This window comes from Myxococcus sp. RHSTA-1-4 (assembly GCF_020037125.1).
In the GTDB taxonomy this organism is placed as follows: domain Bacteria; phylum Myxococcota; class Myxococcia; order Myxococcales; family Myxococcaceae; genus Myxococcus.
This window is the reverse complement of record NZ_JAIQDG010000067.1, coordinates 1-18,815: the sequence shown is the minus strand read 5'-3', so window position 1 is coordinate 18,815 and position 18,815 is coordinate 1. Positions and strand designations below refer to the sequence as shown.

15 protein-coding genes are annotated in these 18,815 nt (G+C 71.7%); 8 read left to right on the top strand and 7 right to left on the bottom strand.

What is annotated here, in order from left to right; genetic code table 11:
- Positions 1-74: 74 nt before the first annotated feature.
- The gene (locus K8638_RS43430) at positions 75-2,828 is read left to right on the top strand and encodes a M1 family metallopeptidase (protein ID WP_223760675.1); all 2,754 of its coding nucleotides are present in this window, start codon (positions 75-77) and stop codon (positions 2,826-2,828) included.
- An 88-nt stretch (positions 2,829-2,916) separates the two neighbouring features.
- Here the strand turns inward: K8638_RS43430 and K8638_RS43425 are convergent, their stop codons facing one another.
- On the bottom strand, positions 2,917-3,807 hold the full coding sequence (locus K8638_RS43425) for a hypothetical protein (protein ID WP_223760674.1): 891 nt from the start codon (positions 3,805-3,807) through the stop codon (positions 2,917-2,919).
- A gap of 277 nt (positions 3,808-4,084) precedes the next feature.
- Positions 4,085-4,840, bottom strand: a complete 756-nt coding sequence (locus tag K8638_RS43420; protein ID WP_223760673.1) for an enoyl-CoA hydratase — start codon at positions 4,838-4,840, stop codon at positions 4,085-4,087.
- Between the two features lie 105 nt (positions 4,841-4,945).
- Between K8638_RS43420 and K8638_RS43415 the strand changes: the two genes are divergently transcribed.
- Entirely contained in the window at positions 4,946-6,415 is a 1,470-nt protein-coding gene (locus tag K8638_RS43415; protein ID WP_223760672.1) for a peptidoglycan-binding protein, read from the top strand.
- Positions 6,416-6,511: 96 nt separating this feature from the next.
- Here K8638_RS43415 and K8638_RS43410 read toward each other — a convergent pair whose 3' ends face one another.
- Positions 6,512-7,417: a ribose-phosphate pyrophosphokinase gene (locus K8638_RS43410; protein WP_223760671.1), complete on the bottom strand. Its 906-nt coding sequence runs from the start codon at positions 7,415-7,417 to the stop codon at positions 6,512-6,514.
- A gap of 134 nt (positions 7,418-7,551) precedes the next feature.
- On the opposite strand from K8638_RS43410, the gene K8638_RS43405 reads away from it, so the two are divergent.
- Genes K8638_RS43405 through orn form a run of 5 tightly spaced genes read left to right on the top strand, consistent with a single transcriptional unit; the run spans position 7,552 to position 11,292 of the window.
- Positions 7,552-8,235 (top strand): phosphoribosyltransferase, encoded by a 684-nt coding sequence (locus tag K8638_RS43405; RefSeq protein ID WP_223760670.1) that lies wholly within the window; start codon positions 7,552-7,554, stop codon positions 8,233-8,235.
- 19 nt (positions 8,236-8,254) lie between these two features.
- Positions 8,255-8,947 (top strand): dienelactone hydrolase family protein, encoded by a 693-nt coding sequence (locus K8638_RS43400; protein WP_223760669.1) that lies wholly within the window; start codon positions 8,255-8,257, stop codon positions 8,945-8,947.
- A 53-nt stretch (positions 8,948-9,000) separates the two neighbouring features.
- Positions 9,001-9,453, top strand: coding sequence for an archease (locus tag K8638_RS43395; protein ID WP_223760668.1), 453 nt, complete (start codon positions 9,001-9,003; stop codon positions 9,451-9,453).
- 21 nt (positions 9,454-9,474) lie between these two features.
- Positions 9,475-10,680 carry an alpha/beta fold hydrolase gene (locus tag K8638_RS43390; protein ID WP_223760667.1) on the top strand — a complete coding sequence of 402 codons (1,206 nt, stop codon included), beginning with the start codon at positions 9,475-9,477 and terminating at the stop codon, positions 10,678-10,680.
- A gap of 60 nt (positions 10,681-10,740) precedes the next feature.
- Positions 10,741-11,292: an oligoribonuclease gene (gene orn, locus K8638_RS43385; protein ID WP_223760666.1), complete on the top strand. Its 552-nt coding sequence runs from the start codon at positions 10,741-10,743 to the stop codon at positions 11,290-11,292.
- A 6-nt stretch (positions 11,293-11,298) separates the two neighbouring features.
- Here orn and K8638_RS43380 read toward each other — a convergent pair whose 3' ends face one another.
- The 4 genes from K8638_RS43380 to K8638_RS43365 form a co-directional block, all read right to left on the bottom strand.
- Positions 11,299-11,688: a response regulator gene (locus K8638_RS43380; protein WP_223760665.1), complete on the bottom strand. Its 390-nt coding sequence runs from the start codon at positions 11,686-11,688 to the stop codon at positions 11,299-11,301.
- Positions 11,685-13,220 carry an ATPase domain-containing protein gene (locus K8638_RS43375; RefSeq protein WP_223760664.1) on the bottom strand — a complete coding sequence of 512 codons (1,536 nt, stop codon included), beginning with the start codon at positions 13,218-13,220 and terminating at the stop codon, positions 11,685-11,687. Before K8638_RS43375 ends, K8638_RS43380 begins: the two co-directional genes overlap by 4 nt.
- 125 nt (positions 13,221-13,345) lie before the next feature.
- A complete protein-coding gene (locus K8638_RS43370) occupies positions 13,346-14,167 on the bottom strand; it encodes an NlpC/P60 family protein (RefSeq protein ID WP_223760663.1) in 822 nt (273 codons plus the stop codon).
- Positions 14,168-14,359: 192 nt separating this feature from the next.
- Positions 14,360-15,916, bottom strand: a complete 1,557-nt coding sequence (locus K8638_RS43365; RefSeq protein ID WP_223760662.1) for an AMP-binding protein — start codon at positions 15,914-15,916, stop codon at positions 14,360-14,362.
- A gap of 80 nt (positions 15,917-15,996) precedes the next feature.
- Here K8638_RS43365 and K8638_RS43360 point away from each other — a divergent pair, with 80 nt between their 5' ends.
- A complete protein-coding gene (locus K8638_RS43360; RefSeq protein ID WP_223760661.1) occupies positions 15,997-18,189 on the top strand; it encodes a S8 family serine peptidase in 2,193 nt (730 codons plus the stop codon).
- The last annotated feature ends 626 nt before the right edge of the window (positions 18,190-18,815 follow it).

The following is an 18,815-nucleotide window of genomic DNA, read 5'->3' as shown; positions in this document are numbered from 1 at the left end:
CCGCCGTGACGGCAAGGCCACACATTCCTGCTCCGCGCTACCTTGCCTGCCCGGCCTGGGCCACACTGCGCGCCATGCCCAACCTGCTCCGTCCGGCGGCCCTGGCCGCCGTCACCCTCCTCACCGCGTGCGGCGCCCGGCAGAATCCTCCCACCGAGCTTCCCGCCGCCTCCGCTCCCGCTCCCCATGCGGCGGTCGAAGCTCCCACGCCGCCCGTCCTCCGGCTGCCCACGGACGTGCGCCCCACCGGCTACACGGTGGAGCTCACCCTGGACCCGAAGGTCTCCGCCTTCCAGGGCGTGGCGGACATCGACCTGGAGGTGGCGAAGCCCACCTCCGTCATCTGGCTCCACGGCAAGCGCCTCACCGTCAAGCAGGCCTCGCTCACCCAGGCGGGCGCCTCCGTCGACGTGAGGCCCGTGAAGGGCGGCAACGAATTCCTCGGCTTCTCGCTGGCGAAGCCGCTGGCCGCCGGCCCCGCGAGGCTGCGCGTGGTGTACGACGGCATCGCCTCCGAGAAGGAGACGAACGGCGCCTTCCGCGTCAACGAGGGCGGTGACTGGTACATCTACACCCAGTTCGAGCCCATCGACGCCCGCAGTGTCTTCCCCTCGTTCGACGAGCCCGCCTTCAAGGTGCCCTGGCAGCTCACCTTCCACGTGCCCGCGGGCAACGTGGCCGTCACCAACACGCCGCAGCTCGCCGAGGAGGCCCGTCCGGACGGCGGCCGCACCTTCCGCTTCGCGCGCACCCAGCCGCTGCCCGGCTACCTCATCGCCTTCGGCGTGGGCCCCTTCGACTTCCTCCCGGCCGCGGATGCCGGCCAGAAGCAGGTGAAGACGCGCATCATCACCCCGCGAGGCCGCGCCGCGGAGGGCGCCTACGCCGCCGAGGTGACGCCGCAAATCCTCGCCGCGCTGGAGGACTACTTCGGCGTCCCCTACGCCTACGAGAAGCTGGACGTCATCGCCGTGCCGCTGCTCGGCGGCGCCATGGAGCACCCGGGCCTGGTGACGTTCAACTCGCGCCTCATGCTCTCCAGGCCGGAGGAGGACACGCTGGGCCGCCAGCGAGGCTTCGCCGGGACGCAGGTGCATGAGCTGGCGCACCAGTGGTTCGGCAACCTCGTCACCATGCAGTGGTGGGACGACCTGTGGCTCAACGAGGCCTTCGCCACGTGGATGACTCCTCGCATCATCGAGACGTGGCGGCCCGCGTGGGACGCGCCGGTGGAGCGCGTGGACTCCCGCAACGGCGCCCTGGACGCCGACAGCCTCCTGTCCGCGCGCCGCATCCGCCAGCCGATTGACAGCCCCAACGACATCCTCAACGCCTTCGACGGGATTACCTACGGCAAGGGCGCCGCGGTGCTCACCATGACGGAGGAGTGGCTGGGACGCGAGGTGTTCCGCCGCGGCATCCAGCGCTACATCCGCCAGCACGCGGGCGGCAACGCCACCGCGAAGGACTTCCTGGACGCGCTGTCCGCCGAGGCCGGCAAGGACGTCACGGGCATGCTGGCCACCTTCCTGGACCAGGGCGGCGCGCCGCTCGTCACCGCGTCGCTGGAGTGCGGCGCGGGCGGCGCGAAGGTGGTGCTCACCCAGCAGCGCTACCTGCGGCTGGGCTCGAAGGCTCCGGGCCCGCAGTCATGGCGCGTGCCGGTGTGCGTGGACTACCCGACGGGCGCCGGCAACACGGAGGCACGCGCCTGCACCCTGCTGGAGGGCGAGCGCGCGGAGGTGGCGCTGACGGACGCGAAGGGCTGCCCGGCCTGGGTGTTCCCCAACGCGGAGGGCGCGGGCTACTTCCGCATGCAGCTTGCCGGCGAGGCGGCGGCGAAGCTGACGAAGTCCGGCCTGGAGCGGCTGTCGCGCGCCGAGCGCGTGTCGCTGATTGGAGACGTGCGCGCGCTGGCCATGGCCGGGGCGATGCCCGCCTCGGAGGCGCTGGTGCTGGCGGCGCGCACGGCCAACGACAAGGACCGCATCGTCGTCGAGGCCTCGCTGGACCTGCTGGAGCTGGTCAGCATGCGGCTGCTTCCGGAGGAGAAGCAGGCGGACCGGGCCCGCTTCCTGCGGGAGACGTATGGGCCGCGCGCGCGGCAGCTCGGCTTCACCCCGCGCAAGGGCGAGGACGAGGACACGCGCCTGCTGCGCCCGAGGCTGGTGTGGCTGGCGGGCCGTGAGGGCGCGGACCCGAAGCTCGTCGGCGAGGCGCGCACGCTCGCGGACAGGTGGCTGAAGGACAAGCGCGCGGTGGCGCCGGAGATGGTGGACACGGTGCTCGCCGTCGCCGCGGCCCAGGGCGACGCGGCCTTCCAGCAGAAGCTCCTCACCGCGGTGCGCGCGGAGAAGGAGCGCAAGACGCGGCAGCAGCTCATCGGCGCGCTGGCCAGCTTCACGGACCCGGTGCTGGTGAAGCAGAACCTGGCGCTGATGCTGGACAAGGACGTGGACCCGCGTGAGACGCTGTGGATGCCGTTCGCCGCTTCGCGGAACGTGCGCACGCAGGCCGTGGCCTTCGACTTCGTGACGGAGAACTACGACCGGCTGGTGGGCTCGCCCGACGCTCGCCTGCCGGAGGAGGTCGCCGGGAGCATGGCCTTCGTGGGCGGCGGTTTCTGCGGCGCGGACCGGCGCCAGCAGGTGGCGGACTTCTTCACCGAGCGCAACGCACGCGCCCCTGGCGGGCCCCGCATGCTGGCCCAGGCGCTGGAGTTGGTGGACCAGTGCACCGCGCTGAAGGCGGCGCAGGGCGAGAGCATCGGGGCCTTCCTCGGCCAGCGCTCCGCCCCGCGTCCGCCGCAGGCTCCGGCCACACGCTAGCGTACGGTGCGCCAGGGGGCGCTGGCGCGAGGCACCCGGGGCCGCCGCGGAGGAGGGTGCTCCTCCGCGGGGCTGCCCGGGGTGCGCGTTACCAGATGCGCCTCGGCTCGCCGTAGAGGTAGTCGTCCATCACCACCAGGTCCGCGGTGCCGCCCGCGCTGAGGTCCTTGGTGCCCAGGCTCAGCGCCGCCTCTCCCGACGTGATGCGGACCCGGGCGACCCGGGCCTGGTCGAACACCACGCCCAGGAACGACAGACCGCTGGCATCGCTGCGTGCCAGCGCGGCGAAGACGCCGAGGCTGCGGCCCCGCTTGTCGAAGTACTCCACCTTCGCGGAGCCCACGCGGTCCACGTCCGAGAACACGACGCCGAAGCCCCTGACGTGTGCGGGGATGTCCGTGCCGGCCACCCGGAACGTCGCGTCGAGCGTGGTGCCTCCGGCGACCATGAACGTGCGCGGGAGGCTGAAGGCGTTGAACTCGTCGCCATAGCTGGGGTCGACGTCGGCGAAGTCATTGTCGCTCACCCGGAAGCCGGCGGAGGGCGTGGTGAAGACGGCGCCCCGCTTGCGCCCCGCCGGAGCCGCGGGGTCGACCGAGTTGAAGAAGTCCCCCGGGAAGGTGTCCACGTTGGTGAGCGCGGCAGGCACGCCGTCCCAGTTGATTTCCCTGCGGCCCGAGCGCTGCTGTCCGGGGATGACGTTGAGCGGGTCGCCCAGCAGCAGCCGGAACTGGTCCACCGCTCCGGCGATGTTCCCGCTCGCGGTGAGCACGATGGTGGGAGCCTGTGATTTCCAGGCCGCGCTGACCTCTCCCGTCTCGGGGGCCTCGTCCACCACCTCAGGGTCCGTCCCGGACACCGTGGCCACTCCGGGCTCCATCGCCTGGCCACAGGCCGCGGCAAGCGTGAGCGCGGCGAGGGCCACCCACCGCCAGCCTCCCAGGCTCCGCTCACCCTGCTGCGTGTTCATGCTCTTCATGTGCGCACCTCCAGCAAATCGATTGCCGAAGGTAGAGCCCGCGCACGGCGCTTCAATCCCGGCTCGCGGTGCACTCGGAAGTCGGTTCACCGACCCGTGCTGACGCCGCGAGGCATCCGGCCGCGAGGCATCCGGATGATGACTTCCACCCTCGCCACGCCGGAGACGCCTGCGAACCCTGGGGCCAGCGATGGGATGGCGACCCCATGCCAGCCCCACCGGGCACACCGCGCCCGCCCCCGGCGCTTCGCCTCGAGGAGGGGCCCGCCCGCGCTGCCTACTTCCTGCTGCCGCGGGTCATGAAGGCCATGAAGGCCTCCTGCGCCTCGGTGGACTGGAGGCGCTGGATGAACTCGGCGCCCTCCTTCGCCAGCGTGGCGTGGATTTCGGCGCGGAGCGGCTCGCGCATCAGGCGCTTCGTCACGCGCACCGCCTCGGCGGGGCGGGAGGCGAGGGTGGCGGCGCGCTCGGCGGCCACCTCTTGGAGGTTGGCGGCCGGCACCACCTTGTTGACGATGCCCGCGCGCAGCGCCGTGGCCGCGTCGAAGGGCTCGCCGAACAGCAGCAGCTCGCTGGCCAGCGCCGTGCCCGCCATCCTCGGCAAGAGCAGGCTGCTGGCCCCTTCCGCGCACAGGCCGAGCTGCACGAAGGGCATGGTGAAGCGCACGCGGTCGCTGGCCACCACGTAGTCGCAGTGCAGCAGCATCGTCGTGCCGATGCCCACCGCCGGCCCGTCCACCGCCGCCAGCACCGGCTTGGGCGCGTCCACCAGGGCCTTCAGGAAGCGGAACACCGCGCTGTCCTCGCCCGAGGGCGGGTGCTCCATGAAGTCGCCAATGTCATTGCCCGCGGTGAAGACGCCGCCCGCGCCGGTGAGCAGCACCACGCGGACGCTGTCGTCGCCCTCCGCCTTTCGCAGGGCGTCGGTGGCCGCCTCGTACATGGCATGCGTGAAGGCGTTCTTCTTCTCGGGCCGGTTGAAGGTGAGGGTGAGGACCCCGGACTCCAGCTTCGTGAGCAACGTGTCGGACATGACCCGGCAGCCTAGCCGAGTCCCCGGGGCGTGAGGGGAAAGGCAACTCGGGCCCACTTCCTGCGACAATTCCCCAGAACGTCATTTTCTTCTTCGAGGAAGCCCATGAGCGTCCGCAGCGCCACCCTGAGCGCCCCTTCCTACCGTGCCGCCTCCCCCGCACCCACGGTGCGTTACGACGGCAGCAAGCCGGCCGCCGGCACCACCAACACCAACGCCGCCCAGGTCACCAACCCGCCGCTCAAGGGTGACCCGAAGAACCGCAACGCGGACACCTACAACCAGGTCATCAACCAGTTCGGCGTGGGAGTGAATCCGCGCTACACGCCGCGTGACTCCAGCGGCGACGGCGTCAAGGACACCTTCTGCAACATCTTCCTGTGGGACGTGACGCGCGCCATGGGCGCGGAGATTCCCCACTGGGTGGACGGCAACGGCAACTCCGTGGCCCCGGGCAAGGGCCGCGAGATGAACGCCAACGCCACCGTGGACTGGATGAACAAGCACGGGGCGCGCAACGGCTGGCGGAAGGTGTCGGCCGAGGAGGCGCAGAAGATGGCCAACGCGGGCCACCCCACCGTCGCCCTCTGGAAGAACCCGAGCGGCATCGGCCACGTGGGCGTGATTCGCCCCGGTGAGGTGACCGACCGCGGCCCGGCCCTGGCGCAGGCGGGCGGCTCGAACTTCAACAACAAGCACGTGAAGGACGGCTTCGGCAGCCGCCCGGTGGAGTACTGGGTGAACGACAGCGGCAAGGCCACCGGCAAGCCGCCCACCGAGCCGACGAAGCCGCCCACCACCCCGCCCACCCCGCCTCCGTCCACGGGCAGCGTGAGCGTGCCGAAGACGGACATGAAGCGCGGCGCGGAGGGTCCGGAGGTCCGCAAGCTGCAGGATGCGCTCGTCAAGCTGGGCTACATGACGCAGGCCCAGGTGAACACCGGCCCCGGCATCTTCGGCCCCAAGACGGAAGCCGCGGTGGCGAAGTTCCAGAAGGACCACGGCATCACCCCGAACTCCGGCATCTTCGGCCCCAAGACGCGCGCGGCGATGACCGAGGCGCTGAAGGGCAAGGGTGGTACGGAGAAGCCGGGCACCAGCGGCCCCGTCACCGGCCCGACGAAGCCGACGGGCTCGGACGCGACGAAGGCGGCGAACATCGACAAGATTCTCAAGGGCACGGGCCTGGCGGGCCAGGGCGCGCACATCGTGGCGATGTCCAAGAAGTACAACGTGCCGGCGGAGCTGGCGCTGGCCATGTTCCGCAAGGAAGCGTCCTTCATGACGGCCGGCTCGGCCGTGAAGAACAACAACCCGGGCAACCTGCGCTTCGCGGAGTGGGAGCGGCAGTTCGGCGGCCAGCCCAACGGGAGCTTCGCGAAGTTCCCCGACACGAAGAGCGGCGTGGAGGCCTACTTCCGGCTGCTCGGCGGCCCCGCGTACCGCGGCTTCATCGACCGTGGCGACTACAAGGGCCTCATCAACAAGTACGCGCCGCCCACGGAGAACGACAGCGGCCTGTACCACAAGCAGGTCCTCCAGTGGATGCAGGAGTACAAGGCGAAGATCGGCTGAGCCGCGGACACGTCCGGCGGTAACGCGGAGGGGTGGAGGACGCTCGCGTGTCCTTCACCCCTTTTCACGTGGAGGAGGGGCCTCCGGGAGCGCCCCTCACGGCCGCAGCGCGCGGGCCACCAGCGGCGCGAGCGTCACCACCTGCTGCGGGAAGGGCAGTCCTTCATGCGGCTCCACGCTGTCGGTGCTCACCAGCCGCGTCAGCGGCATCGCGCGCAGGCGCTCCACCGCGGGGCCCACCAGCAGCGCGTGGGTCGTCACCACCGTGAAGTCCTCCGCGCACTCCGCCTCGCGCAGCGTGCCGGCCGCCGCCGCCAGCGTGCCGCCGGTGGACACCATGTCATCCACCAGGATGGGGCGCCGGCCGCGCACCTCGCCCATGAGTCCGCTGGCGTGGACCTCCTCGCCGCTCAGCCGCACCTTGTGAATCACCGCCCACGGCCGGCCCAGCAGCCGGGCCAGCGCCTCCGCGCGCTTCACCGCGCCCAGGTCCGGCGCCACCACCACCGACGTGTCCGTGACGTGGGGCCGCAGCGCCTCCGCCAGCAGCGGCAGCGCGGTGAGGTGCTCCAGCGGCGCGCCGAAGCAGCCCTCCAGCGCCGGGCTGTGCAGGTCCACCACCAGCACCCGCGCGAAGCGCCCCTGTGACAGCAGGTCCGCCATCAGCCGTCCACCCAGCGGCTCGCCCGGCCGGCCGCGCCGGTCCTGCCGCGCGTAGCCCAGGTACGGCACCACCGCCTCCAGCCGGGCCGCGCCCGCCCGCCAGCACGCATCCGCCATCAGCAGCAGCTCCAGCAGGTGCTCACCCGTGGGCGGGGTGGTGGTCTGCACGAGGATGGCGGTGCGGCCACGCACCGACGCGGGCACCTCCACGTGCATCTCACCGTCGGGGAACCGCTCGAAGTGGCAATCAGCGGGTGCCACGCCCAGGGCGTGAGCGAGCGCGCGCCCCAGGTGGGCGCTGGCCGTACCGGTCAGGAGGACGGGGTCCATGGCCTCCACCCTAGCGCGCCTGCCCACCTGGAAGCGCGGGGCCCCGTGCTCCCCCCGAAGGCAATCCGGCGGGAGTGCCACTGCCCGGACCTCCGCCGCCGCGCGTGCCCGCGTGATTCACCTTGGGAGGTGGAGGAAGAGTCATGCGGTTTCGGGACCGAGCGGATGCGGGCCGCCAGCTGGCGGCGCGGCTGTTGCCCTACCGGGGAGCCAATGCACGCGTGCTGGGCCTGGCACGCGGAGGGCTGCGTGTGGCCTACGAGGTGGCCCGGGCCCTGGAAGCCCCGCTGGACATCTGGATGGCCCGGCGGGTGGGCGTGCCCGGCCGGCTGCTCACCCTGGGCGCCGTCTCTGAAGGGGGCGGCCTCTACCTGGACCCGGAGACACAGCGGCTGGCCCCCATTCCCGAGGCGGAGATGCTCGGCCTGATGCGGGACGAGGCCACCGAGGTGGAGGCGCAGGCGCGGCGGCTGCGCGGGAGCCCCATGCCGGACCTGGGCGGCTGCGTGGTGCTGCTGGTGGACGACGGCGTCGTGTCGGGCGCCAGCGCCACCTCGGCGCTCCAGGTGCTGCGGCGGCAGCGGCCGGGCCGGCTGATTTTCGCCGCCCCGGTGGCCACGCCGCACGGGCTGGACGTGGTGCGCGCGGAGGCGGACGCGGTGCACTGCCTCGAGACGGCGCCGGGCCTGCGCACGGTGTCCGAGGCCTACGACGACTACCGCCCCCTGCCCGACGTGGAGATACGGCAACTGCTGGAGCGCTCACGCCAGCCGGGACTGCCGCGCGAGGTGCTCGAGTCCACGGACCGGGGGGGCTTCTGGATGTGAGACGAGGAGGCATGGCCACATGAGGTACCGGACGAACATGGACCCCGACGTGCGCGAGGTGAAGGTGACGGCGGGCGGCGCGGAGCTGGGTGGAAGCCTGGGGGTGCCCAAGGGGGCGCACGGCCTGGTCATCTTCGCGCATGGCAGCGGCAGCAGCCGCTTCAGCCCCCGCAACCGCGCCGTGGCGCGCGCATTGCGCTCGGCGGGACTGGGCACGCTGCTCTTCGACCTGCTGAGCGAGGAAGAGGAGGCGCGGGACGAAATCTCCGGCGAGCTGCGCTTCGACATTCCCTTCCTCGCGCGGCGGCTGGCGGCGGTGACGGAGTGGGCCCGGGCGCAGCCGGAGCTGGCGCCGCTGAGCTTCGGCTACTTCGGCTCCAGCACGGGCGCGGCGGCGGCGCTGGTGGCGGCGGCGCTGCACCCGGACCTCATCCACGCGGTGGTGTCGCGCGGGGGGCGGCCGGACCTGGCCGGGCCGGTGTTGTCGCGCGTGCAGGCGCCCACGCGGCTGCTCGTCGGAGGCAATGACTTCGGTGTGCTGGAGCTGAACGAGGACGCGCTCGCGCGGCTGGAGGGCCTCAAGGACATCCGCATCATCCCCGGCGCCACGCACCTCTTCGAGGAGCCGGGCGCGCTGGAGGAGGTGGCCCGCCTGGCGGCGGAGTGGTTCGTGCAGTACCTCGGCGCGGCCCGGCCGGAGGCGCGCGCATGAGCCTGGGCACCCACGGGAGCACGGACACGCAGGGCAGTACGCAAGGAGGAACGATGGACGCCGGACTCGTGCCCGGGGCGGGGGCCGCGCCGCCACGCTGGGAGCACCTCACCCGAGGCTCGGCGCGGGTGGTGCGGGGCAGCGGCCGCTCGGCGGAACAGGCGCTGGAGCAGGCCGCGGTGGCGCTGTGCGCGCTGGTGACGGACCCGTCGAAGGTGGAGGTACGAGAGGAAGTCACCATCGAGTGCGACGCGAGAGACCTGGACCACCTGCTGGCGGACTGGCTGCGCGCCGTCGTCCACAACATGGCCGCCCGGCGCCTGCGCTTCCGCTGCTTCGCGGTGCGCCTGGACGGCCGGCGCCTGTTCGGCAGCGCCTTTGGCGAGCACGTGGACCGGGCCCGGCACCCGGGGCCCGCGGACGTGCGCGGCGTCTCCCTCATCGGGACCACCGTGCGCCGGGACGCGGAGGGGGGCTGGACGGCGGAGTGCGAGGTGACCTTCTGAGCCTCGTGGGAGGAGGCGCGCATGGGGGCGCGGGCGGTGGAGCTACGCGGGGCGGCCGGCCCGCCGGTGACGGCGAGGCTGGAACTGCCTCCCGGCCGGCCCGCGGCCAGCGCGGTGCTGGTGGCGTGTTTCGCGTGCCTGGGTGAGTCGCCCGGGCCCGCGCGGCTGTGCCATGCGCTGGTATCCCGTGGCTTCGCGGTGCTGCGGCTGGACTTCACCGCGCCCCCTCCGGGTGACGGGGAGGCGCGCCGGCCGGATACGGTGCCCTCGGTGGACGCGGTGGTGGAGGCGGCGGCCTGGCTGCGCGAGCGCTACCCACCAGCCCGGCTGGTGGTGGGGCACAGCCTGGGAGGCACGGCCGCGGCGGCGGCGCTGCCACGACTGCCGGAGGTGGCGGCGCTGGCGCTGGTGAACGCACCGTCGGGGCCGGAGCCGGTGCTCCAGCGGTTGTCCCCTTCCGAGCGCGAGGTCCGCGACGGCGAAGTCTCCCTGGGGCCGGGACGCCTGCGCCTCACCCGGGGCTTCCTCCACGACATCGACGGCTCGCGCGTGGCCCTGGCGCTGGGCGGCTTTCCGGGCGCGGTGCTGGTGCTGCACGCGCCGGAGGACCGGTACGTGGGGCTGGAGCACGCGCGGCGGCTGGTGGCGTCGGCGCGGAGGCCGGCCAGCCTGCTGCTGCTGGACGGGGCGGACCACTTCCTCTCGCGCGAGGTGGACGCGGGCTTCGCGGCGGACGTGCTGGGCCCGTGGGCCGCGCGGCACGTGACGCCGGTGACGGAGCGCGAGGCCCCGCTGCCCCCGGGCGTGGTGGAGGTCCACGAGGCGGGCGAGGGCCGCTTCGCCCAGGACGTCCGCGTGGGCCGGCACCGGCTGCGCGTGGACGAGCCCCTGGGCCTGGGCGGCGAGGACACCGGCCCCACGCCCTATGGGTTGCTGACGGCCGCACTGGGCGCGTGCACGGCCATGACGCTGCGCATGTACGCGGCGCGGAAGGGCTGGCCGCTGGAGCACGTCCACGTGCGGCTGAGCCACGACAGGGTGCACGCCCGGGACTGCGCGGGCTGCGAGTCGAAGGTGCGGAAGATGGACCAGCTCCGGCGCGGCCTGAAGCTGGTGGGGCCCCTGACGGGGGAGCAGCGCGCGAGGCTGATGGAAATCGCGAACCGCTGCCCGGTGCACCGGACGCTGGAGTCCGAAGTGGATGTCCGGACGGAGCTGGAGGAATGAGCGCCCCGCGCGAGCCGGGGGCTGGTAGGGTCCGCCCCCCTCTTCATTCGGATACACCTCATGATTTCGCGTGAACAGCGCTTCGTCTGGCTGGACCTGGAGATGACCGGGTTGGACCCCGAGTCGTGCGCCATCATCGAGATTGGCGTCATCATCACCGGACCTGACTTGAGGCCCCTCGCGGAGATGGACCGCGTCATCTGGCAGCCGGAGGAAGTGCTCCTGCGCATGGAGCCGGTGGTGCGGGAGATGCACACGCGCAACGGGCTCTTGGACAAGGTGCGCGCCTCCACCACGTCCCTGCGCGTCGCGGAGCGCGACGTGACGGCGCTCATCGCCGAGCACTGCTCGCTGGGCGAGGGCGTGCTCGCCGGCAACTCCATCCACACCGACCGGCGCTTCCTGTTCCGCTACATGCCCATGCTGGAGCGCTACCTGCACTACCGCATGGTGGATGTGACGAGCCTCAAGGTGCTGGCGCGCGCCTGGTACCCGAACCTGGTGGAGCCCCGCAAGGCCCCCAGCGGGCACACCGCGCTGTCGGACCTGCGCGCCAGCATCGCCGAGCTCCAGTACTACCGGGACACCCTCTTCCGGGCCACGCCGGGCTGACGCGCCTCAGGGCGAGCCTTTCTCGCCCTGTGGCTGGGACTCCCGCGAGCCGAGCAGCTCGGCGATGGTGTCGAGCAGCTCGTCCAGCTCGAAGGGCTTGGCGAGGAAGCGCGCGCTGGAGCGGCGCTCCTCGTCGGAGATGCGGCCGGCGCTCATCACCACCACGGGGATGTCGCGCAGCGAGGCGTCCTCGCGCATCCGGCGCAGCATCTCCCGGCCGTCCATGACGGGCATCATCAGGTCCAGCAGCACCAGGTCGGGCTTCGCGTCCGCCATGCGCTCCAGGCCCTCCTCCCCGTTGAAGGCGGTGACGATGTCGTAGCCCTCCACGGAGAGGATGTCCTGGAGCGCCTCGACGATGGCCAGCTCGTCGTCGACGATGAGGAGCCGCTTCATGCTCCGCCCCTCCCGCGCCGCGAGAGCCCCTTGCGCCTGCCGGGTTTCGCCGCCCTCTTCTTCACCCCCGGGGGCAGGGGCCGGGCCTGTCCGGTGAGGATGGCCTCGGCGCTCTCGAAGGTCTCCGCCACGTCGATGCCATGGGAGGTGATGGAGAACAGGCGGAGCGCGGGGTCATTGCCACTCTCGCGCATCTTCAGCACGGACAGCATGCGGTAGAGCCGCGAGCGCAGCTCCACGAAGCGCAGGAGGAGGATGTTGTCGATGATGGCCTCCCCTCCCTCCAGCGGCGCGTTCAGCTCCGGCCCGAAGAGGGTGTGGGTTTGCTGCGTCGCCAGGGTGGTGACGCCCAAATCCATCAGCGTGTTGTTGAGGGCCGTGAGGAAGCGCGGGGGGCGGCCCGGGTCCGTGGACTCCTGGATGAAGGGCTCCAGCCCGTCCAGCACCAGGCGCTGGACTCCGTGTTTCTTCACCAGGCCGAGCAGCTCCTGCGCCAGCGCGTCCGGCAGCGTCTCCACCGGCACGCGCGACTCCAGGTGCACCCGGCCCGCGTCCACGTGCCTGCGCAGGTCCAGGCCCACCAGGTCCGCCTTGTTGAGCAGGCGGGGCGGCGTCTCCACGAAGCCGAAGTACAGGCCCGGCTCACCCTGGCGCGCGCCCTCCGCCAGGAAGTGCAGGCACAAGAGCGTCTTGCCACTGCCCGGCGAGCCGAAGACGAGCGTGGACGAGTAGCGCACCATGCCCCCCTGGAGCATCTCGTCCAGGCCGGGGATGCCGAAGGCCAGCCGCACGTTCGGGTCCGGCACCCGCGACGCCTGCGCCGCGTAGAGGGCCTCCGTGCGGGGGTAGACGGACAGCCCGGCGTCGCTGATGTCGAAGCTGTGCTTGCCGGCCATCTGCGCGCCGCCGCGGAACTTCACCACCTCCAGGCTGCGCACCACCTTCACCCCGAGCGGGTCCATGCTCAGGACGACGACGCCGTCCACCATGGTGAACTGCGGGTCCGCCGGGTCATTGCGCTGGCCGGTGAGCAGCAGCGTGGTGCAGCCCGCCAGCGCGTTGTGGACGCACAGCCCGTGGATGAACTCGCGGAAGGCCAGCCGTGACTCGGCGCGCTCCTCCACCGCGGCCAGGCCATCCACCACCAGGGCGGTGGCCCCGTGCTCGCGCACCGCCCGGAAGATGAGCCGGCTCAGGCCCTGCAGTCCGTCCGCTTTCAGGGGGGCATAGCCGCTTTCGTACTGGAGCGAGCGGCCCACCTCCTCCTTGCGGAAGAAGTGCATGCCTTGCAGGTGCAACACCATGCGCGCATGCGACTCGGCCAGCACCGTGAGGTAGATGGCCTTCCCTCCGTGGGCGACCGTGGAGAAGCAGAACTGGTTGCCCAGGATGGTTTTCCCCGTCCCGGGGACACCGGTGATGATGTAGGTGCCTCCCCGCAGCCAGCCGCCACGCAGGAGGGTATCCAACCCCGGCACGCCGCTGGAAACCCGTGGCTCGGGCTCGCCTGGCAGCTCAGAGGTGTCCGTCACAGATGCTCCTTCCGCCCTCGGACGCGAGGGTAGGTCACGGAGGGAGGCCGGCCACAAGATTGATGAGGGTGTGTTCGGAATCCTGCGCTGGACGCGAAGATTCTTCTCAGTAACGAGCAGCGGCATCACCGGCTCGGGCTCACGGCGGGTGGAGCGGTGAGGCGCTCCGGGGAGGCGAAGCCGGCGAAGAGCTCGCCGGTGACGTAGGCGCGGTGCCGGCGGGAGGCGCGGCGGAGGTAGTCGTTGAGCACCTCACGGCTGGCGCGTGCGCGGTGGGTGGCGGGCCAGCGCAGGTGCATGCGCGAGCGGGCCACGCCCTTGCCGCCCCGGTGGATGAAGGTGACGAGGCCGCCGGGCTCCACGCGCTCGACGACGCCCACGTGAGTGAGGCCGTCGTCGCGGCGGCCGTCATTGTCGCGGTCATACGTCTCACGGAAGAACACGAGGTCCCCCGGACGGGGCTTCGCGCGGTGGAGGGCGCCCCTTCGCCGCATGGTGCGGTAGATGTGGGTGACGCCATTCTCTCCCGTGCGGCCCGGGCCCGCCATCAGGTCGATGCCGGCGCTGGAGTAGGCGAGGCGCACCAGGCCCGTGCAGTCGTCCGGCACGGCGCTGCTCACCGAGCGCAGGGAGGTGACACCCACGAGCTCCGTGGCCCGCCGGGCGATGCGCTCGCCCGTGCGCTGGCGGGACGGAGTGGCGGCGCGGGCCCTGGAGGTGACGGACTTGCGGCCGGCGGTCCCTGGTGGCTGCTCCCCGGACGGCTCCGCCTCGACAGGTTGTACCTCACGAGAGGACGTGACGAGTCCCGGTGTCTCGGAGCGTGCAACCGTGCCGGATGTGTCACGCGCGTACCCGGGAGTCCCGGTGCGCGCGTGAGGGCGTGAGCTGCCGCAGGCCAGGAGCCCGAGCACTGCCGCGACGGCCATGGGGACGTGACGGAGCATTGCTCCGCCCGACGCCGCGGCCCGCGCGGCTATTCACCCGGGGCGTGCGCCACGCCACCGTGCCGTGCACCTGCTGTGTGCACAGGCAGGTCCGCTGTCCACCTGCGCGCCGAGCCGCGCACGGCTTGGGCGGGTCCCCTCACACGCGGGACTCGCTCCCCCGAGGAAGTGTCCACCAGGGGCCAAGGCGACTCACCGCGCCGCACCCACCAGCCTGTCGCGCAGCAGGTGCTTCTGTACCTTCCCGAGCGCGTTGCGCGGCAGTGCCTCCACGAGCACGACGCGGCGGGGCTTCTTGAAGCTGGCGAGCCGGTCCTTGCACCAGTCCACCAGGGCCTGCGCCTCGGGCGCGGGCGCACCGGCGGGCGGCACCACCACGGCCACCACCTGCTCGCCGAAGTCCGCGTCCGGCAGTCCGAGCACGGCCACCTCCGCGACGCCGGGGTGCGTGGCGAGCACCTCCTCCACCTCGCGCGGGTACACGTTGAAGCCGCCGCTGATGATGAGCTCGCGCGCGCGGCCGGTGATGCGCAGGTAGCCGTCCGCGTCGTACTCGCCCAAATCCCCCGTGCGGAACCAGCCCTCCGGGTCGAAGGACTCGGCGGTGGCGTCCGGCCGGCGCCAGTAACCGGCGAAGACGTGGGGCCCGCGCACCTCAATCTCTCCCGTCTCCCCACGGCCCAGCGGCTGGCGCGTGCGCACGTCCACCACGCGCGCCTCCTGCCCGGGGTACGGGAAGCCCACCGTGCCGGGGCGGCGCTCGCCGTCATACGGGTTGGTGGTGTTCATGAGGGTCTCCGTCATCCCGTACCGCTCCAGGATGCGGGCGCCGAACTCCGCCTCGATGTCACCGAAGAGCTGCGGGCTCAGCGGCGCCGAGCCGGACACCCACAGCCGCAGCCGGCGCGGCTTCACGCCCGTGCGCCGCGACTCCTCCAGCAGGCGCCCGTACATGGTGGGCACGCCGAAGAACATCGTCAGCGAGGCGTCGTCCCGCAGCGCCTCCAGCGCCTCCAGTGCGACGAACTTGCGGCGCAGGTCCACGCTGGCACCCGTGTACAGCGTGCCGTGCAGGCCCACCATGAGGCCGTGGGTGTGGAAGAGCGGCAGCGTCAGCAGCAGCCGGTCCACGTCCGTCCACCGCCACGCCTCGGTGACGGCCTTCACGTTGGCCAGCAGGTTGCGGTGCAGCAGCATGGCGCCCTTGGAGCGGCCGGTGGTGCCGGAGGTGTAGCCCAGCACCGCCAGTTCCTCCGGACGCGGTAGCTCCAGCGGCTCGGAAGTGGCGGCGCCCTGTCCGAGCAGCGTCTGGAACGGCACCACCGTGAGCGACGCCGGGAGCGCGGCGGCGGGCGCCTCGACGGTGACGAGCCACTGGAGTGAGGGAAGCTGCTCGCGCAGCGCTGCCAGCTCCGCGGCGCCCGAGGCACCGGTGACGCAGGCGCGCACCTCCGCGTCGGAGAGGATGTGGGCCAGCTCCACCTGCCGGTAGGCGGTGTTGACGAGCACCACCACGCCGCCCGCGTGCTGCACGCCGAGGTAGGCGATGGCGAACTGGGGGCTGTTCTCCAGGAAGAGGGCCACGCGCTCGCCTCGCTGGAGACCGAGCTGCCTCAGGCCTCGAGCGAAGCCGGCGACGCGCCCGGCGAGTGAGCCATAGGTGTACGCCTCACCCTCGAACGTGAGCAGGGGCCGCTCGGGAGTGCGGTGGGCGTGGTCCAGGAAGGCTTCGAGCAGGGAAGACGGCATGGCGGACGCAGCCTACTCCCACTGCCGTCACACGGGGCACCTTCGCGCTCAGCCTGGGTGGTGCAAGGGAGGCTTCGAGCATGCGTGTGCAGAAACCCAGGGTGAAGCAGGAAAACGACTACAGCTATACGAACAAGTTCACGAAGAAGCAGCTCCGCTTTTCTCCACGTGAGGACGAGGTGGTTGCCACCTTCCAGCCCCAGGCCTCCACGGAGGCGATGCGCGGGCTGATGTCGGCCACCTCGATGGCGGTGAGCCAGGGCATGGATGCCAACCGGGGCTTCGCCGTCCTCAAGGTGCCACGGGAGCGGGATTTGGAGACCGCCGAGCGTGCGCTCGAAGCGCGTCCCGAGGTCGCCAACGTGCTGCCCGTCCTCGTCGATGACGAGGGGCTGACACGCTACTTCCTGCCGGACGAGCTCACCGTCCAGTTCAAGGAGGGCGTGCCCAGGGAGCGCATCGAGCAGCTCCTCGACGAGAAGAAGACCCCCGTCGTGGCCGAGCAGCGCACGCCCGGCTACTACACCCTCGCCGTGCCGGAGGAGCGGGGCCTGTTCGAGACGCTCCGCGAGCTATCGGCGCTGGAAGAGGTCGCCTTCGCCGAGCCGAGCGAGGCGGGCTTCAACGACGCGCTCTACGTCCCCGACGACCCCAGCTTCCCCGTGCTGTGGGGGCTGCACAACACCGGGCAGGTGGTCAACGGAACGACGGGGAGCGTGGACAGCGACACGGACGCGGTGGAGGCGTGGGACATCACCCGGGGCCACCCGGACGTCATCATCTCCGTCATCGACACGGGCATGGACCTGGACCACCCGGACCTGGTGGCCAACCTGCTGGCACGCGGCAGTGAAGACTGGGACTTCGCCGACGCGGCCGACCCCAGCCCCGACGACGCCGACGGCCACGGCACGCACGTGTCCGGCACCGCCGCGGCGGTGGACAACGGGACGGGTGTCATCGGCCTGGCGCCGGGCTGCCGCCTGATGCCCCTGCGCATCAACCTGACGGCGGGCATGAACCAGAACCGCGCGGACGCCATCAACTACGTCGCCGCGCAGGCCGTGGCGAACCCGTCCCGGCGCTACGTCATCAACTGCAGCTGGAAGATGAGCGGCGACCACGCGGGCGTGCACAGCGCCATCATCAACGCGGTGAGCAAGAACGTCGTCGTGGTGTTCGCGGCGGGCAACGCCAACCAGGACATCGAGTCGCCGCCGTTCTACCCGGCCTTCTACCCGGAGGTCATCGCGGTGGCGGCCACGGACCAGCAGGACGTGCGGGCCGGGTTCTCGAACTACGGCGCCCGGGTGGACGTGTCGGCGCCGGGCGTGAATATCTACTCGTCCTATCCCGACAACGGCTACGCGTACCTGGACGGCACGTCCATGGCGTCGCCGCACGTGGCCGGGCTGGCGGCGCTCGTCTGGTCTCGCAACCGTGGGCTGACGAACGCCCAGGTCCGCTCCATCATCGAGAGCACCTGCGACAACATCGACGCGAAGAACCCGGGCTTCATCGGCAAGCTGGGCAAGGGACGCATCAACGCGTACCGGGCCGTGCGCGCCACGCCGCTGCCGCCGGTGAAGTTCACCCTGCTGCGGAGGTTCCCCTTCCCGCAGAAGAACGACGGCTCCAGCAGCGCGCTGGCCTACGCGCGGAGAATCATGCTCGCGGGGAGCCTCGTGCCCCGGTCCGCGCTGCTGTTCCTCACCCAGAAGCCCTTCTCGGAGCGCATCTACTCCCTCAATCCGGCGACGGGCGTGGTGATGGGCTCCATCGACCCGGTGAACAACGACACCATCGGCAGCATGGAGTGGGACGGGAGCCGCATCCGGGTGGCCAACGTGACGTGGGGCGCGGGCTTCATCAACGCCATCCACCCGGGCACCGGCGCCCAGGTCGGCTCGATACCGGCGCCCGTGGGACGCGGCGAGGGACTGGCCTACGACGGGACGTACCTCTACTACTCGACCATCAACCGCATCCACATCCTCAAGCCCACGACGGGCGCGGTGGTGGGTTCCTTCCCCGCGCCGGGAGGCACGTGCCGCGCGCTGGCGGCGGGACTGGGGCACCTCTTCTGCGGCAATCCCGTGACGGGTCGCATCTACGTGGTCGAACTGTCCACGCACCTGGTGCGCGACGCCTTCATGGCACCGGGCGGAGGCACCGAGCGGGTGGACGGCCTGGCCTTCAACCCGGTGACGCGCGAGCTGTTCATCGCCAACCAGGGTGAGAACATCATCTACGTGGGACGGGTGACGCTCTAGAAGTGGGATGCACCATCCAGGTTTATCTGGGTGGCTTGATTTGAGGGCTCCTGGTTGGCGTGGGTCCGGACTGTGTGGGCGGGGAACCCGCCGGTCCGTTCCTTCTCTGCCGGGAGCCTTCTCATGACTCTTGAGTTCCGCCGCTCGAGCCGGCCATCCGCGAGTGGACGGCGCGCGGCGTGGTGCCAGGCGCTCGTGCTGTCGAGAAGCGCATGAGGGCGCGGCGTGCGTTGCGACCGCGCCTTTTTCTCGAGGGGCATGGTCCCGCACCACTCCATCGGAGACGGGCGCCTCGGGCGATGCGGCTCCGGGGGACAACGCGGCTCCGCCAGTCCTCTCGGCCTCGACGTGCGCCGCGACAGGCGCAAACGCGCTGGCGCCGCCGGGCTCGGAGTCTTCCGTCATCGCCGCCCCCGGAGGTGGCGAGCCAGTGCCCCGGGAGCCTGAGTCCTTCTCCGCCGCCAGCGCCCTCCAGAGAGCCCGGCCCGCGGCGTTGACGTCCTCTTCGACCAGCGACGCCTCCTCGCCCCGGGCCAGCGCTCGAACCAACTCCGCCAGCGCTCCCCAGATGAGTCCCTCCCCCACCCGGACGCTGCCCGGCGCCAGCGCCCCCTCGCGCTCACCGA

Coding starts and splice junctions, on each gene's coding strand:
- K8638_RS43430 (WP_223760675.1), top strand. CDS start 75: ATGCCCAACCTGCTCCGTCCGGCGGCCCTGGCCGCCGTCACCCTCCTC.
- K8638_RS43425 (WP_223760674.1), bottom strand. CDS start 3,807: ATGAAGAGCATGAACACGCAGCAGGGTGAGCGGAGCCTGGGAGGCTGG.
- K8638_RS43420 (WP_223760673.1), bottom strand. CDS start 4,840: ATGTCCGACACGTTGCTCACGAAGCTGGAGTCCGGGGTCCTCACCCTC.
- K8638_RS43415 (WP_223760672.1), top strand. CDS start 4,946: ATGAGCGTCCGCAGCGCCACCCTGAGCGCCCCTTCCTACCGTGCCGCC.
- K8638_RS43405 (WP_223760670.1), top strand. CDS start 7,552: ATGCGGTTTCGGGACCGAGCGGATGCGGGCCGCCAGCTGGCGGCGCGG.
- K8638_RS43400 (WP_223760669.1), top strand. CDS start 8,255: ATGAGGTACCGGACGAACATGGACCCCGACGTGCGCGAGGTGAAGGTG.
- K8638_RS43395 (WP_223760668.1), top strand. CDS start 9,001: ATGGACGCCGGACTCGTGCCCGGGGCGGGGGCCGCGCCGCCACGCTGG.
- K8638_RS43390 (WP_223760667.1), top strand. CDS start 9,475: ATGGGGGCGCGGGCGGTGGAGCTACGCGGGGCGGCCGGCCCGCCGGTG.
- orn (WP_223760666.1), top strand. CDS start 10,741: ATGATTTCGCGTGAACAGCGCTTCGTCTGGCTGGACCTGGAGATGACC.
- K8638_RS43380 (WP_223760665.1), bottom strand. CDS start 11,688: ATGAAGCGGCTCCTCATCGTCGACGACGAGCTGGCCATCGTCGAGGCG.
- K8638_RS43370 (WP_223760663.1), bottom strand. CDS start 14,167: ATGCTCCGTCACGTCCCCATGGCCGTCGCGGCAGTGCTCGGGCTCCTG.
- K8638_RS43365 (WP_223760662.1), bottom strand. CDS start 15,916: ATGCCGTCTTCCCTGCTCGAAGCCTTCCTGGACCACGCCCACCGCACT.
- K8638_RS43360 (WP_223760661.1), top strand. CDS start 15,997: ATGCGTGTGCAGAAACCCAGGGTGAAGCAGGAAAACGACTACAGCTAT.